The 15,092-nt window shown below is 42.5% G+C and carries 13 protein-coding genes; 9 read left to right on the top strand and 4 right to left on the bottom strand.

Annotated features, from left to right (window positions below; genetic code table 11):
• Positions 1 to 11 precede the first annotated feature (11 nt).
• The gene (guaD, locus tag AACW90_RS02185; protein ID WP_390230128.1) at positions 12 to 1,328 is read left to right on the top strand and encodes a guanine deaminase; all 1,317 of its coding nucleotides are present in this window, start codon (positions 12 to 14) and stop codon (positions 1,326 to 1,328) included.
• A 161-nt stretch (positions 1,329 to 1,489) separates the two neighbouring features.
• Entirely contained in the window at positions 1,490 to 2,872 is a 1,383-nt protein-coding gene (locus tag AACW90_RS02190) for an NCS2 family permease (protein WP_390230131.1), read from the top strand.
• 161 nt (positions 2,873 to 3,033) lie between these two features.
• On the opposite strand, the gene AACW90_RS02195 is transcribed toward AACW90_RS02190, so the two are convergent.
• Positions 3,034 to 3,288 (bottom strand): hypothetical protein, encoded by a 255-nt coding sequence (locus AACW90_RS02195; RefSeq protein ID WP_390230133.1) that lies wholly within the window; start codon positions 3,286 to 3,288, stop codon positions 3,034 to 3,036.
• 68 nt (positions 3,289 to 3,356) lie between these two features.
• Between AACW90_RS02195 and AACW90_RS02200 the strand changes: the two genes are divergently transcribed.
• Positions 3,357 to 4,232 carry a DMT family transporter gene (locus tag AACW90_RS02200; protein ID WP_390230136.1) on the top strand — a complete coding sequence of 292 codons (876 nt, stop codon included), beginning with the start codon at positions 3,357 to 3,359 and terminating at the stop codon, positions 4,230 to 4,232.
• An 11-nt stretch (positions 4,233 to 4,243) separates the two neighbouring features.
• Here the strand turns inward: AACW90_RS02200 and AACW90_RS02205 are convergent, their stop codons facing one another.
• Positions 4,244 to 4,891, bottom strand: a complete 648-nt coding sequence (locus AACW90_RS02205) for a hypothetical protein (RefSeq protein ID WP_390230138.1) — start codon at positions 4,889 to 4,891, stop codon at positions 4,244 to 4,246.
• A 331-nt stretch (positions 4,892 to 5,222) separates the two neighbouring features.
• Here AACW90_RS02205 and aroG point away from each other — a divergent pair, with 331 nt between their 5' ends.
• On the top strand, positions 5,223 to 6,278 hold the full coding sequence (gene aroG / locus AACW90_RS02210) for a 3-deoxy-7-phosphoheptulonate synthase AroG (RefSeq protein WP_390230141.1): 1,056 nt from the start codon (positions 5,223 to 5,225) through the stop codon (positions 6,276 to 6,278).
• Between the two features lie 60 nt (positions 6,279 to 6,338).
• Here aroG and AACW90_RS02215 read toward each other — a convergent pair whose 3' ends face one another.
• On the bottom strand, positions 6,339 to 7,328 hold the full coding sequence (locus tag AACW90_RS02215; RefSeq protein ID WP_390230144.1) for a Gfo/Idh/MocA family protein: 990 nt from the start codon (positions 7,326 to 7,328) through the stop codon (positions 6,339 to 6,341).
• A 222-nt stretch (positions 7,329 to 7,550) separates the two neighbouring features.
• Positions 7,551 to 8,654, bottom strand: a complete 1,104-nt coding sequence (locus AACW90_RS02220; protein ID WP_390230147.1) for a mechanosensitive ion channel family protein — start codon at positions 8,652 to 8,654, stop codon at positions 7,551 to 7,553.
• A 747-nt stretch (positions 8,655 to 9,401) separates the two neighbouring features.
• Here AACW90_RS02220 and AACW90_RS02225 point away from each other — a divergent pair.
• The 5 genes from AACW90_RS02225 to AACW90_RS02245 all read left to right on the top strand — a co-directional run bounded on the left by AACW90_RS02225 (position 9,402) and on the right by AACW90_RS02245 (position 15,064).
• A complete protein-coding gene (locus AACW90_RS02225; RefSeq protein ID WP_390230150.1) occupies positions 9,402 to 9,680 on the top strand; it encodes a type II toxin-antitoxin system Phd/YefM family antitoxin in 279 nt (92 codons plus the stop codon).
• Positions 9,680 to 9,967, top strand: coding sequence for a type II toxin-antitoxin system RelE/ParE family toxin (locus AACW90_RS02230; RefSeq protein ID WP_390230152.1), 288 nt, complete (start codon positions 9,680 to 9,682; stop codon positions 9,965 to 9,967). Before AACW90_RS02225 ends, AACW90_RS02230 begins: the two co-directional genes overlap by 1 nt.
• A 425-nt stretch (positions 9,968 to 10,392) precedes the next feature.
• The gene (locus tag AACW90_RS02235; RefSeq protein WP_390230155.1) at positions 10,393 to 11,616 is read left to right on the top strand and encodes an efflux RND transporter periplasmic adaptor subunit; all 1,224 of its coding nucleotides are present in this window, start codon (positions 10,393 to 10,395) and stop codon (positions 11,614 to 11,616) included.
• Positions 11,617 to 11,618: 2 nt separating this feature from the next.
• A complete protein-coding gene (locus AACW90_RS02240; protein ID WP_390230157.1) occupies positions 11,619 to 13,625 on the top strand; it encodes a MacB family efflux pump subunit in 2,007 nt (668 codons plus the stop codon).
• A gap of 11 nt (positions 13,626 to 13,636) precedes the next feature.
• The gene (locus AACW90_RS02245) at positions 13,637 to 15,064 is read left to right on the top strand and encodes an ATP-binding protein (RefSeq protein WP_390230159.1); all 1,428 of its coding nucleotides are present in this window, start codon (positions 13,637 to 13,639) and stop codon (positions 15,062 to 15,064) included.
• The last annotated feature ends 28 nt before the right edge of the window (positions 15,065 to 15,092 follow it).

A 15,092-nucleotide genomic window follows, 5' to 3' on the forward strand; every position in this document is an offset into this window, starting at 1 on the left:
TAGGGGTAACTATGGAATACTCTCAATCTATTAAGGCAATCCGTGCCTCGTTCATGGATATTGCGCGTGTAGTAGATAAACCAGGAGATATCGAAGAAAATGTTCGCTTTATAGAAGATGGATTAATGCTTGTTGATAACGGGCGTATTGAATGGTTGGGTCCTTGGGAAGAAGGAAAAGACAAAGTTCCAGCATCGGTCCGTATTAGAAGTTATCCGGGAAAACTGGTTATGCCGGGTTTTATCGATACCCATATTCACTACCCTCAGGCAGAAATGGTTGGCGCCTATGGGGAGCAATTGCTTGAGTGGCTAAATAACTACACTTTTCCAACAGAAGCTCGCTATAAAGATAAAGAATACTCTCGGGAGATGTCGACATTTTTCATTAAGCAATTGTTGCGCAATGGTACAACAACCGCTTTGGTCTTCGGTACGGTTCACCCTGAGTCAGTGGACGCTCTATTTGAAGAAGCTGAAAAAATCAATATGAGGATGATTGCCGGTAAAGTCATGATGGACCGCAATGCTCCCGATTATCTGCTTGATACGCCAGAAATTGGCTACAACCAATCCAAAGAACTGATAGAAAAATGGCATAAAAGAGGTCGTTTACAATATGCCATTACCCCACGCTTTGCCCCAACGTCATCTCCAGAACAGTTGGCAATGGCCGGTAAACTAAAAGCCGAGTATCCAGATACATATGTACATACACATTTATGTGAAAACAAAGATGAGATTGCGTGGGTGAAGGAACTGTATCCGGAACAAGACGGCTACCTTGATGTATACCATCACCATGGCCTTACCGGACCCAAGAGCGTGTTTGCTCATTGTATTCATCTTGAAGAGAAAGAGTGGGATTGCTTACAAGAGACAGATTCTGCCATTGCGTTCTGTCCTACCTCGAATCTTTATCTCGGTAGTGGTTTGTTCAAACTGCAGGAGGCATGGAATCGAAATATAAAGGTCGGAATAGGGACCGATATTGGGGCTGGCACGACGTTTAACCTGCTTCAAACGCTCAATGAAGCCTACAAGGTAATGCAATTGCAGCAGCATAGATTATCTGCTTTTGAAGCATTCTATCTCGCAACCTTAGGCGCAGCAAACTCACTGTCGCTGGACCATTTGATTGGCAACTTTGAGATCGGTAAAGAAGCCGATTTCGTCGTCATTGACCCTTGTGCAACGCCTCTACAGCAATTGCGTTATGACAGTTCAAAAGATCTTGCTGACAAGTTATTTTTGCTGATGACATTAGGGGATGATCGCAGTATCTACCGAACCTATGTCGATGGTCGTCTCGTTTATGAACGTGGCTAATCCGTCGTCTTTTGACAAAGAATAAAAGAATTTAATAGGTAATTTAAAATACGTGGAATGGAACATTTACACACTTTCTGAGTTGTAAAGGGTATGTCTTATTTTGACGAGTTAATTAATACGAACTCTTTGAACTCAATGACTAACAAGGAAATATCACCATGTCTGAAAATAGTACAATACAAAGTGATCCAGTCAATATACCAAAAGAGCCCGCGCAACAAAGCGGATTAGATGGTTATTTTCAAATTTCGGCTCGCGGTAGTACCGTTAAACAGGAGATGCTTGCAGGGTTAACCACCTTCCTTGCGATGGTTTATTCAGTTATTGTCGTGCCGAGCATGTTAGGTGCTGCCGGGTTTAACCAAGGTGCCGTGTTTATCGCGACCTGTTTGGTGGCGGCGTTTGGTTCTCTGTTAATGGGGTTGTGGGCGAAGTTGCCAATGGCGATCGGTTGTGCCATCTCTTTAACCGCATTTACTGCGTTTAGCCTAGTGTTAGGGCAGGGAATAAGTATCCCTGTTGCACTCGGTGCCGTCTTCCTGATGGGTGTTCTATTCACTGCCATTACGGTGACAGGTATTCGTCAATGGATCCTTACCAATTTACCTACCGGAATTGCGCATGGTACAGGCATTGGTATCGGCCTGTTTTTGCTACTTATTGCTGCAAATGGCGTCGGGTTAGTTGAGAAGAACACATACGAAGGTTTGCCTGTAAGGCTTGGTGAGTTCACTTCTTTGCCTGTACTCATGTCCGTCATTGGTCTGGCTGCAATCTTCGGTTTAGAGCGTCGTCGCGTTCCTGGAGGCATTTTACTCGTCATTATTGCGATCTCTATCTTTGGTTTGGTTTTCGACCCTAACGTAACGTATCAAGGCTTATTTGCTATGCCTTCTTTCGGGGCTGAAGGTGAATCATTGCTAGGTACCATGGATATTATGGGCGCGCTTAACCCGATTGTTATCCCGAGTGTTCTGGCGTTGGTTATGACGGCAATTTTTGATGCGACAGGCACAATTCGTGCGGTAGCCGGCCAAGCTAATCTGCTTGATAAAGATGGCCAAATTATTAATGGTGGTAAGGCGCTTACATCGGATTCAATCAGTAGCATGTTTGCAGGCTTTGTAGGTGGTGCACCCGCTGCTGTGTATATCGAATCTGCCGCTGGTACTGCTGCAGGTGGTAAAACAGGGTTAACCGCGACCATCGTTGGTGGCTTGTTCTTGCTGATGTTGTTCTTAGCACCTCTAAGCTATCTTGTGCCTTCTTATGCAACGGCACCCGCATTGATGTATGTTGGTCTATTAATGCTAAGTAATGTCAGTAAGCTTGATATGAGCGATTCTGTAGACGCCCTGTCGGGTCTTATGTGCGCCGTGTTTATTGTACTTACAGGAAACATTGTGACCGGTATTATGTTGGGCTTCAGCTCGTTGGTTATTGGTCGTGTTATTGCTGGTGAATTCAATCGTCTTAATGTGGGTACCGTGTTGATTGCGGTTGTACTCGTTGCATTCTATGCTGGTGGTTGGGCTATCTAAAGTGGCGGTATACGTTCTTTATTTGATAAAGAGGGTGACGGCAGAGCAAAACTAAGCGAGATTGGATTTTTACGAAATAAAAAATGTTCGGCTTCTAACTGTGTTAGAGGCCGATTTTTTTAATCTAGTGAACGTGGCTGGAATCATACGCATCTAGATAGTTAAAGAGACAAGAATATAGAAGCTACGCAACAGGCATCAATGGGTATCTCATCCATAGTCGATAGAGCGTTTTGCGATGTTCGGGCTTGTCGTCGAGACGATATTAACGCAATATAGATTTCCGTTTTGCCCATAATTAAGCGTAAAAGAACGTATTGAGCGGTCTGCGGAGTCATATGCATGTCGATCACAAATTTACTTAACTCGGTCTTTCTGGCTTGTGGCGAAGTAAATAATATGAAGTTGTCACTCATATTTACAACTTCACCTAAGATCAACTGCTCTTAAGATAAATGTCTAATTTCATGGATGAATAACCACTTTGAGCTGGATATTATTTACTTTACTCGCTGCTTTTAGTCAGTCTTGGCGCAACGCTTTTCAGAGTAAACTTAGCGCTGAGCTTAACGTTGTCGGAGTGACCTTAGCTCGTTTTCTATGGGCGAGCCCTTTAGCATTGCTTTATCTCGTTTTTCTTTATGTTTGGCAGCCCACCGAATTACCTCTCGTGACCAGCGATACGCTGTTTTATATATTTGGTGCCGCTATCATGCAGATTGTTGCAACAGCATTGATGGTCGTGTTGTTTAAACAGAAAAACTTTGCAATTGGGGCTGGGTTAGCAAAAAGTGAAGCGTCCGTTGCCGCGTTAATAGGGGTTCTATTTTTTGGTACCTCATTGCCGGTTTTGGGTTGGATTGGAGTGTTAATAGGAGGGATTGCAGTATTAATACTCAGTTGCCCACAGGGCTTCCGAAGCCTATCGAAAAGTACGGTGCTATTGGGTCTTGCGTGTAGTAGTGCCTTTGCTTTAACGTCTCTTTGGGCCCGTGAGGCGAGCTTAAGTTTATCCGTACCCTTTCCACATCGCGCCGCATGGGTGCTATTTTCAGTGATATTTTTGCAAACACTCATCTTGACCAGTTATATGTTGCTGAAAGACAGGGCGACATTAACGGCTATGTTTCGAAAGCCAAAGCTAGTGGTGATGACCAGTGTTGCCAGTTTTGTTGGTTCTTTAGGTTGGTTTAGTGCGATGTCTCTTCAAACTGTGCCTTATGTAAAAACATTAGGACAGGTAGAGGTGTTTTTCACCATGCTCATTTCCTTTTTTTGGCTTAAAGAAAGCGTAAAAAGAAAAGATATTATGGCGCTTATTATGATCGCGTTGGCGGCCACCTTGGTGATGTGGCAATAATAGAATTGGAGTCAGGTTAATGCGTCTATCGCATGAGTGATACCCCGTTTAGGGCTACTTAATACCGGTATTGAAAACGTCCCTTTAGTCGAGGCTTCAGCCATGGAAGCCTGCGCAAGAACCACGGCATCATAATCGTTCTGTTTTTGTTGTACAGCGTCGACAATAGCCATCAGGTATTTCTCTTGTTGACCGGAAAGAAAATACGACCATGCTTCTTTGATCACGATAAAATCAATATTAGGCTGCTTATTTTTTGTAATACATGATTCTTCCAAAAGTGTTTTGGTTGGTTCGATGGTACTTTCTAGTGCCGCAACGACCAGTATGTTTTGGTATTTCTCAACCGCATCGTTTGCCATTGCTCTGTCAATACGATGAAATAAACAATCATTATGAAGCGGCATTTTCTCGACGACGGAACCTATAGAAGAACAGGTACAAAGAATTAAACGAGATTGTTCACTGAAAGGCAATAGTATCGCATTCATTGACTCAGCCAGTGTTGAATCAACGCCGTATTTCTGAGCGTGAAGTAAAAATGATTCATTTACAATGTGATGAGTCGTTAGTTCTGGCGCTAGTTCATCTATTAATAATTGAAAATTGTTAACATGAATCTCACCGGTATGGAGAAACGTAATATCGAATTTTTTCATAGCGAACACCTAAGGCGTGGTTCCATAATGAATTGTGCGTGTAATTTCTATGCTTGACGCTAAAATATAACCCAAATACTCAGGTTCTTAACCTCTAATGAGTAAACAAAGCTGAAAACACCTGCAAATAATGTCAATAATTGAAGTGTAAAGTTAACGTTACAAGTCGTGTAAAGTGTAAATTTGATGTCTTTATTGAACTTTGATTGAAAAAATGGTTGAAGTTATCTTTTTTACTCGATAAGTTACAAGAATAGAGAATAGAGAATGGATGAGTCGGTAGTATCTATACCAAACTGGCTCACAAATATGAATAGGAATAGTATTAGCAATGCATCAAACTGACGACGTAAGAATTAATAGAGTAAAAGAATTACTTCCTCCTATCGCGGTATTAGAGAAGTTCCCAGCGACCGAAACCGCGGCTACAACGACTTACCAAGCGCGTAAGGCAATATCTAATATCTTAAATGATAAAGATGATCGTTTATTGGTTGTTATAGGTCCGTGTTCAATTCATGACACTGAAGCGGCACTCGATTACGGAAAAAAACTGAAAGTTTTACGTGATGAGCTAGGGGATCGCCTTGAAATTGTTATGCGAGTTTATTTTGAAAAACCTCGTACAACGGTAGGCTGGAAAGGGTTGGTCAATGACCCATACCTTAACGATACCTACAAGTTAAACGATGGTGTGAGAATCGGTCGTAAGCTTCTTCTCGACCTCACTGATATGGGAATGCCGACAGCGGGTGAGTTCTTAGATATGATCACGCCGCAATATATTGCCGATCTTATTAGTTGGGGTGCAATTGGCGCGCGAACGACGGAATCTCAGGTGCATAGAGAGTTATCTTCAGGCCTTTCATGCCCAGTGGGTTTCAAAAATGGTACCGACGGCAATATTAAAATAGCCACAGACGCAATTCGTAGTGCGGAGGCTTCGCACCATTTCCTTTCTGTCACTAAATACGGTCATTCTGCGATTATCGAAACGGCGGGTAACCCTGACTGTCATATCATTCTTCGTGGTGGTAAAGAGCCCAACTACAGTGCAGAGCATGTGGAGGCCACGAAATCTCAATTGGCGGCTTCGGGCTTACCGCAGAAAGTGATGATTGATTTTAGCCACGCGAACAGTTCTAAACAATTTCAGCGCCAGATGGTCGTCGCAACAGATATTGCTGATCAAATGGCGAGCGGTGAGGATGCTATCTTCGGTGTAATGATTGAGTCGCACCTAGTGGAAGGTCGTCAAGATCTTGTGGACGGAAAAGCCGCTTGCTATGGTCAGTCAATTACCGATGCCTGTATTGGTTGGGATGATACCGAAAAAGTTCTTCGACAATTGGCCGATGCGGTAGAAGCGCGCCGTAAAAAGAAGTAGTTCGATTTAAAATAAAAAATCCTGCTTAATAACGCAGGATTTTTTTATACACGTTCTTAGTTATCGTTCTACGAATGGATACACCACACCAGCCTCTTCTAATATTTGATCCATCACTTTCATATTGGCGATGGTGACTTCTGGTCGCATATTATCTGAAACGATCTGCCCATTTCTTAGGCAACGATGAACCTCATCTACCTGATACTCAAAACCACTTGCGCGCTGTGGTTTGTTGCATTTAAGCACCTCACCAACATTGGTGGTCAAGGTTGCACTGCGGGCATCCCAAAAATTCCCGTCGACTACGATAGTCCCGTTATCACCGATGATGTGAAATTGATTGTCTAGTTTACTCAAGAAGGTACAAGTGAACTGACTGGTTATGTCGCCATAATCTAACGTCACGGTGCAGCGTTCATCAACACCAGTCTCGCCAACCAAAACAGCGGATTGGATTCTGTTTGGTTGCCTGCCCAATATAAACTCAGAAAGAGCAATATTGTAGATTCCAGTATCGAGAAGGGCACCACCGGCAAGATTGATATCAAAGAGCCTATCGGTTTCATCTTTAGGAGGTTGAAAACCAAATGTAGAGTGCAAGAGTTGAACTTCTCCGATCATCCCTTCTTCTAACCACGTTTTCACTTGGGTCCAGCAGGGTAAAAATCGGCTCCATACGGCTTCCATCAAAAAGACGTTCTGCTTTTTTGCTAGATCAAATAGCTCAATACTTTGTTTTGCAGTCACCGTTAAAGGCTTCTCACAAAGCACGGCTTTACCTGCAAGAAGACACTTCTTAACGGTTTCATGATGGTATCGATGTGGGTTGGCGATATAGATTACGTCAATGTCCGGATGTTGGATCATCTCTTCGTAGTCGGCCATGACATGTTGAATGTCATATTGTTTGGCAAAGTGTGTTGCTCGCTCAACATTACGGCTCGCTACCGCAAAAAGATTCCCATCATCTATTGCGGTAAACCCTTGTGCAAACCGATGGGCTATTCGTCCCGGGGCAATGATGCCCCAATTGATCATCTGTTCCATGTCGTTATCTATGTCCAATTTAAAGAATGTTGTTATTTTGCAGTAATGCGCAAAAAGCGTTTGAGGTTTAGCTCAAACAACGGCAACAGCAGTATTAAAAGGTGGATTTATTTCTTGCCTAATTAATGGCATACCTATCTTTGTTGTATTTTTGAACGACGTGGTAGAAACGAACGCTGTGACCGCGTTTATTCGATCACTGTCCGTGTAGAATCAAAATTTTTATTTTCCTACTGGTGGAAAGGGGAATCCACTGGGTGGTGTTGACTGCTCTACTTTTAAAGTCTGAGTTGGGAAGGCCACATCCGCTCCGTGGTCATGGATAATCCCCATTACCTTTAATAGTACATCTTGCTTTACCTCGTGAAAGTGCACCCAGTTCACTGTTTTTGTAAATGAGTAGATAAAGAAGTCCAATGATGATGGGCCAAAGGCATTAAAGTTGACGATCAAGGTTTGAGAGATATCTAAATCTGGATGATTTTCTAGCATTATCTTTACATCTTTGATGATGCCATCGACTTTGTGGGCATCTTCATATCGCAGACCAATTGTTTCATAAATTCGTCGATTCGACATGCGAGACGGGTTTTCAACAACGATATTAGTAAAAACGGAGTTAGGTACATACAGAGGTCTTTTATCAAAGGTTCGAATGATGGTCATTCGCCAGCCAATTCGTTCAACCGTGCCTTCTATTTGCCTATCTGGTGAACGTATCCAATCGCCTAGTTTGAAAGGGCGGTCGAAGTAAAGCATCATGCCGCCAAAAAAGTTGGATAGTAGATCTTTTGCCGCCAGACCTACAATTAAACCACCCACTCCACCGAAGGTGAGAAGGCCAGACAGGCTCAAGCCTAAAGTCTGCATGATGGAGAGGACACCCATGATGATGAACAGTAGCCTTGCCACTTTAGCGATGGCTTGAACCGTAGATTCATCCCGTTTTTTTTGTTGAAGTACGTATTCTTCTACGTTATTGATAAGCCGGAGGATAATCCAAATGAATATGGCAATAACGAGCAACATTTTGAGCGTTGTTAGCCAATCGAGAGAATGTTTTATATAGCTCTGCATGACCAAACCGATAGAGACGGTTGCGGGCCAACACCAAAGTAGTGTACTTATCGGTGTCTTTAAAGCATTGATAATGACGTTGTCCCATTGAAACTTAGTTTTGTCCGCAATTACTTCTAGTCGACCATAGATAACCCGCCAAGCGAGCCAAGCAACAAAACTTATGCCTGTAATGAGAAGAACGTCATTGCCCCAATCTTGGCTAGGTTGAGAAAAATAAGCTTGTAGTTGCGCAAGTATAGAATCCATTGGGCGGTGACATCCTTTTTGAGTGTAGGGAAAAACTAGCAGATTTTACGGTTTTTCTCTAGAGAAAGTAGTTATTTAGCGTGTCGTGCATCTCGTTAACGACTGGCGGAAAATATTCATATTTGAAACCGAAACAATAATGATTAGAGCGTAAATAGTAAAGGTTGAAACTTTTCTGTGGTCTACTGGAAAGATGAATCTACTCAAAGCGTGTTGAGGCATTCAATTGTCTTTGTTCCCACGGACAATCTATATCCAGCTCAAATCTACTTTTAAGGCTGTATATCTCATTCTCTGCTAAAGAAGAAGTTCCTGCCAAAATAGCGAATTTGGTTTGAGCCAATCATTGTTGTAAAGAAATATGCTAATTAAGAAAATCTTAACCTATAGAGATGATTTTTATAATCATTTCATAAAGTGTATGTCCCCATTAGTTTTATGCTAAACGCTGGTCAATTTGGTCAATTTGGACATTTACGAGCACTTGTTGGAAGCTCAGTTATCATCAAGGTACGCATTGTAAACCTTTCAAACTTAGTTAGTAGTGATTATCCGAAATCTAACTACCTACTGAAGTTTGTCATTACGAGGGAGCTTAAAGTTTGTAACACGCCTCTGCCCTTTATCTTTTAGTTAAATCTATCAATAGTTATGATGGCTACATTGGATCGACCTAATTGACTTCTTGCACCAAAGTTGTAATCGAACTATTATCTGTACGTTATTTTGTACTATTTGGAGTTCAATATGAGTCGAATTCATTTCGATAAAGATATTCAGCCTCTTTCTGAGTTTCGTGCAGGTGTAACCTCATTTATTAAACAAATCAATGAGACCCGCCGTCCTCTAGTGATTACTCAGCACGGTAAGGGTGTTGCAGTTGTACTTGATGTTGCAGAATATGAGGCAATGCAGGAAAAAATCGAGCTACTCGAAGAAATGAGAACAGCAGAAGCGCAGCTCGCTTCTGGTTTAGGTGTATCTAACGAAGATGCTCGCACTCAAGTGCTGGGACGTATCAAATAATGAAAGTAGTTTGGTCTCCATTAGCTCTTGAAAAGCTTGGTGATGCTGCTGAGTTCATTGCTTTAGATGACCCAGAAGCTGCAAGAAACTGGATTAACGAGATTTTCGATAAAGCTGATTTACTAGGAACTCTGCCCGAAATGGGGCGAATGGTTCCTGAAATGCCACATACACAATATCGTGAAATATTGTTTGGTCATTATCGTATTATTTACAGTTTAGGTCTTGAAATCCGTATTTTGACAGTTCGCAACTGTCGTCAGCAATTAACTGATAATGACATATAAAAGGGTGTTGCTAACAAACAGCTAAAAAGGTTCTGCCCCATTGTGGGTTACGCCTTGAAGTTCGAATAAATATGTTCAGGTAATTTTGATATACAAAACCTAATGAATGGCAAAAAGCGAGACCAATAACCCTACTGGCGATAGAATATTTAGCCGTGTTAACCATATACATACTCTCCAACTAAGCCTTAGCGCATGGTTATGTTGATATAGATTCACGACAACAAGTTTGAAAAAAGAAATGGTGCAGAATTTCTTGCGTTGTGGGTCGTTACTTTTCTTATCACCACACATTTACCACATAATTCAATTTTATCGAGATAAAGTCATTTATTATCAATTATTTATTATAATATTATGTCTCAAAATTCCCTCACATTTTTTCGTTATCCTAATAACAGTTAAAAAATTGGGAAAACCTGCGCATGAAAAACATTAAACATTTAGTTATGATCGCTTTACTTGTTGTCGCGACCGGTGCCGTCGCCGTTTATTTTTATATGAAGAATGACGCTTCAACCGTGACTTATTCTACGGAGCCTGTTCGCATCGGGAATATTGAAGATGTGGTGCTAACTAACGGTGTGTTATACCCATCTAAAATGGTGAATGTCGGGGCCCAAGTGTCCGGAAAGTTGGAGTCGATAGCCGTTTCGGTTGGCGACAGACTTGAAGCGGGTGTTCTCATTGCTCAAATTGACAACCTTTCTCAAGAAAACGCATTAAAAGAAGCCCAAGCATCATTGGCCAATATTAACGCTCAATATCAAGCGAAAGTAGCGCAGATTCATCAATCAGAACTCTCTTTTGAAAGGCAGAAGGTGATGCTTCAAAAAAATGTCACCTCACAGTCTTTGTATGATGCTGCGGAAGCGGAGCTTCTTGTTTATAAAGCAGAATTAGACCAACTGGTTGCTGAAAAAGAGAAAGCGCTGATCAATGTTGATGATGCCCAGTTGGATTTAGGCTACACGACGATTGAGTCACCCATTCATGGCACTGTTGTTTATGTCTCTGTCGAAGAGGGGCAAACTGTCAATACAAACCAGTCAACACCTTCCATTGTTGAAGTGGCTCAACTCGATGTTATGACGATCAAGGCGCAAGTATCTGAAGCCGATATTATTCACGTTACGACAGGACAAAAAGTATATTTTTCGATTTTAGGCGCTCCACAACACTATTTTTATGGTGAGTTAAGAACAATAGAACCAGGACCAACTCTTCTTACCGGCGATGATAGCAAGCTTAACATTGGTGATGATGATGCTATTTATTATAACGCCGTATTTGATGTCGACAACAATGAAGGGTTGCTCCGCTTAGGCATGACAGCACAAGTGTCTATTGTTTTAGATTCAGCTCAAGATGTGTTACTAGTCCCATCCCAAATTCTCACTCGCAAGCTGCCGGGCGATAATCGTTATCGTATCCCCGTATTGGTTGATGGGGCGTTGGAAATGCGAGATGTTGAGATTGGTATCGATAATAAAGTGTATGCGCAAGTGCTGAATGGGTTAGAGCAAGGTGATCGAGTCATTATTGGTCAAGCGGACACCAAATCGTCATCAAATTTTAATATGTCATCCACATTAGGGCAAGATAAAGGTGGACGAGGCAATGGTGGCCGAAATAGCGGGAGACCTTAACTATGAGTGACGTACTATTAGAAGTCTCGGGTCTTAGTCGTCGTTTTCCTGCTGGTGATGAGGAATTAACGGTATTGAACAACGTCAATCTGACTATTCGTCGCGGCGAAATGATTGCGATTATGGGGGCATCTGGTTCGGGTAAATCAACCTTAATGAATATTTTAGGTTGCTTAGATACCCCCAGTGAAGGGGCGTATTTGGTCAATGGTCAAGATACCTCCACAATGAATCCAGACCGATTAGCAGAGTTACGACGTGACTATTTTGGTTTCATATTTCAGCGTTATCACCTGTTGGATGATCTTACCGCTATCGGAAACGTTGAAATTCCGGCGCTCTACTCGGCAGAAAATAAATCGTCGCGTCAGGCACGCGCAGAGAAGTTGCTAAACAGATTGGGATTAGCCGATCGTATGGGTCACAAGCCTAGTCAATTAAGTGGTGGACAACAACAAAGGGTTAGTGTCGCTCGCGCTTTAATTAATGGTGGTACAGTGATCCTTGCCGATGAACCAACCGGTGCGCTTGATAGTTACAGCGGTAAAAAAATGATGCAGCTACTTCGAGATTTGCATCAGCAAGGGCACACCATTGTACTCGTCACTCATGACCCTAAAATCGCCGTATCAGCAGAGCGTGTTATTGAAATCTCTGATGGTGAAATTGTTAGTGATATAACCAGCGATGTCAGTAACGATACCGCCTCAATTAAACATTCAGTAGTAGCTAATTCGGTTATAGATGCTTCATCAACAAGTGTTGCAGAAAAACAAAATGCGAATACATTCGCATCAAAGCCACTTTCCGCGCAATGGTTCAGCTTTGTTGAAGCGTTCAAAATGTCACTATCGGCAATGGGCAGTCACCGTCTAAGAACGTTTTTAACGATGCTGGGGATCATTATCGGTATTGCCTCTGTGGTATCCGTAGTGGCGATCGGTAACGGCTCTCAGGCACAAGTGTTGTCACAAATGGCTTCGATGGGGACCAATACCATTGAAATCAAACCCGGCTCTGGATTAGGTGATAGACGTGCGGGCCGAATAAGAACGCTAACCGCAAGTGATGCCAATGCCTTAACGAATCTATCATTTGTTGATAGCGTGACGCCAACCGTGCGTGCCAATGTTACTGTACGCTATGGTAGTGAGGTCGTCACCGCAGAGGTGCAAGGCGTTGGCCCTGACTATTTTCGCGTTCAAGGTTTTGAGTTAGCACAAGGGCAATTGTTTGATGAGGAAAGTGTCGCTTCATTGGGCCAAGTCGCCGTCATTGACAATAACACCTTAAACGATCTCTTTCCTGATGGTGATGCTCTTGGGCAAGTGATCTTTTTGGGCCAGTTGCCAGTGCGCATTATTGGAGTCACTGAAGTAAGTAAAATGGCATCTGGTAATAGCGATGCTTTGAATGTATGGCTGCCTTATAGTACGGTAAACTCTCGTATCTACAGCCAAAATTACGTAAATGATATTACAGTAAGGGTGAGTGATGAAGTATCGAGTGTCGCTGCAGAGCAAGCGATCATTAACTTGATTAAAATGCGCCATGGCGTAGAGGACTTTTTTACTGTTAATACGGATACGGTAAGGGAAAACATTGAACAAACCTCATCAACGATGACCTTACTTATCTCGGCGATTGCCTTTATTTCATTGGTGGTTGGTGGTATTGGGGTCATGAATATCATGTTGGTGTCGGTAACCGAGCGCACACGGGAGATCGGTATCCGAATGGCTGTAGGGGCAAGACAAGCGGATATTATGAGACAGTTTTTAATAGAGGCGGTGCTGGTGTGTCTATGTGGCGGTGCTTTGGGTATTGGTTTAGCTTACGTTGTTGGTTTGGTTATCTCATCAATGAGCAGTGGCTTGAGTCTTATTTATTCGACCAACTCAATTATTGCCGCCTTTATGTGCTCAACATTGATTGGGATTCTGTTTGGTTTCTTGCCGGCCAGAAATGCAGCAAGATTAAACCCTGTAGATGCGCTATCTAAAGGATAAGGAAACAGACGTTGAAAGTGAATTTTAAGCTGAAGATCATTCATAAGTTCTTTCTAGCGTTTTGTATGACAAGCTTTTTGGCTGTGTGCATTATGCTCGCACTGATCATGCAAAACTTGTCATCGGGTTTTCATGATTTCATTAAAGATGCGGAATCGAACTATGTCGAACAAGTCAGCCAAAAATTGGGCGAGTTTTATCAAGAAAATGGGACATGGCAATCGTTAAAAGGCGATGAAAACCATTGGCGACGCCTAGTTGGTTCGAGAAGATCGGGTGAGGATCATGCGTCGTTGTCTGTACCGACAGATACAACAGGTATAAGCCAGCTATTGCAAACACAGCGGAGGCTCAGTTTGTATGATGCGAATAAGACGGTCGTGGTTGGGCGATCTCAAATTGATGAAAGGATGTTAACTCAAGCTATAGAGTACGAGGGTAACGTGATTGGTTGGTTAAGTTATGTCCCATCGCGACTGGCTGAACATAGCCCCGCTAACGCGTTTCTGGCTGAGCAATACCAAAGTTATCTCTCTATTACGCTCGCTGTTATTGTCCTTGCGTTTGTCACCGCATGGCTTTTCTCTCGTCACTTGGTTGCGCCCATATTTAGGGTTAATCAGGGTACGACTCAGTTAATTCAGGGTAACCTTTCAACAAAAGTTGTTAGCAGTAGCAACGATGAACTTGGCGAACTGACGGACAATATTAATGTTCTGGCTCAGACTCTAGAGAAAAACAAAACGGAACGTTCTAAATGGATGTCAGATGTTGCACACGAACTGAAAACACCCCTAACGGTTGTTCGAGGGCAACTCAATGCGATTCAAGACGGAATTTTTAAAGCGGATGAAAAGCGTTTACAGGTGATGATTGACCAAATAGATGGGATGAGTAACTTGGTTGACGATATTTACCAATTGTCCATTACCGACATTGGCGGACTGTCATACAAAAAAACATCATTTAATCTCGTTGAACTCCTCCAAGATATCTTACTTAGCTTTAAGGTGAAAACCGATGAGCTTGGGTTGGAGCTAGATTGTGAACCTTTGTATGTGATAGAGAATACCGATTGTTTCGTCATCGCTGATCGAGATCGTTTGACGCAGTTGTTTACCAACATATTGGAAAATAGTTGTCGTTATACCGACGCACCGGGAAACATCACTTTATCACTTCACAAAGAAAAAAATACCGTTGAGGTGGCAATCGAAGACACGTCACCATCCATACCTGAGCAAGATTTCACGCGGGTATTTGAACGCTTTTATCGAGTAGAACAATCTCGCAGTCGAGAGCATGGTGGCTCTGGTATTGGTTTAGCATTGTGTCACCAAATTATCGAGGCGCATCAAGGCACTATTTGTGCTAAAAAATCGGTTATGGGCGGTGTTAAAATGATGATAACCCTACCGATCCATCGCCATACTACCTAACAATAAGACTTCGATAGAGGAAGAAGAG

Source organism: Vibrio frigidus (assembly GCF_042465995.1).
Classification (GTDB): domain Bacteria; phylum Pseudomonadota; class Gammaproteobacteria; order Enterobacterales; family Vibrionaceae; genus Vibrio.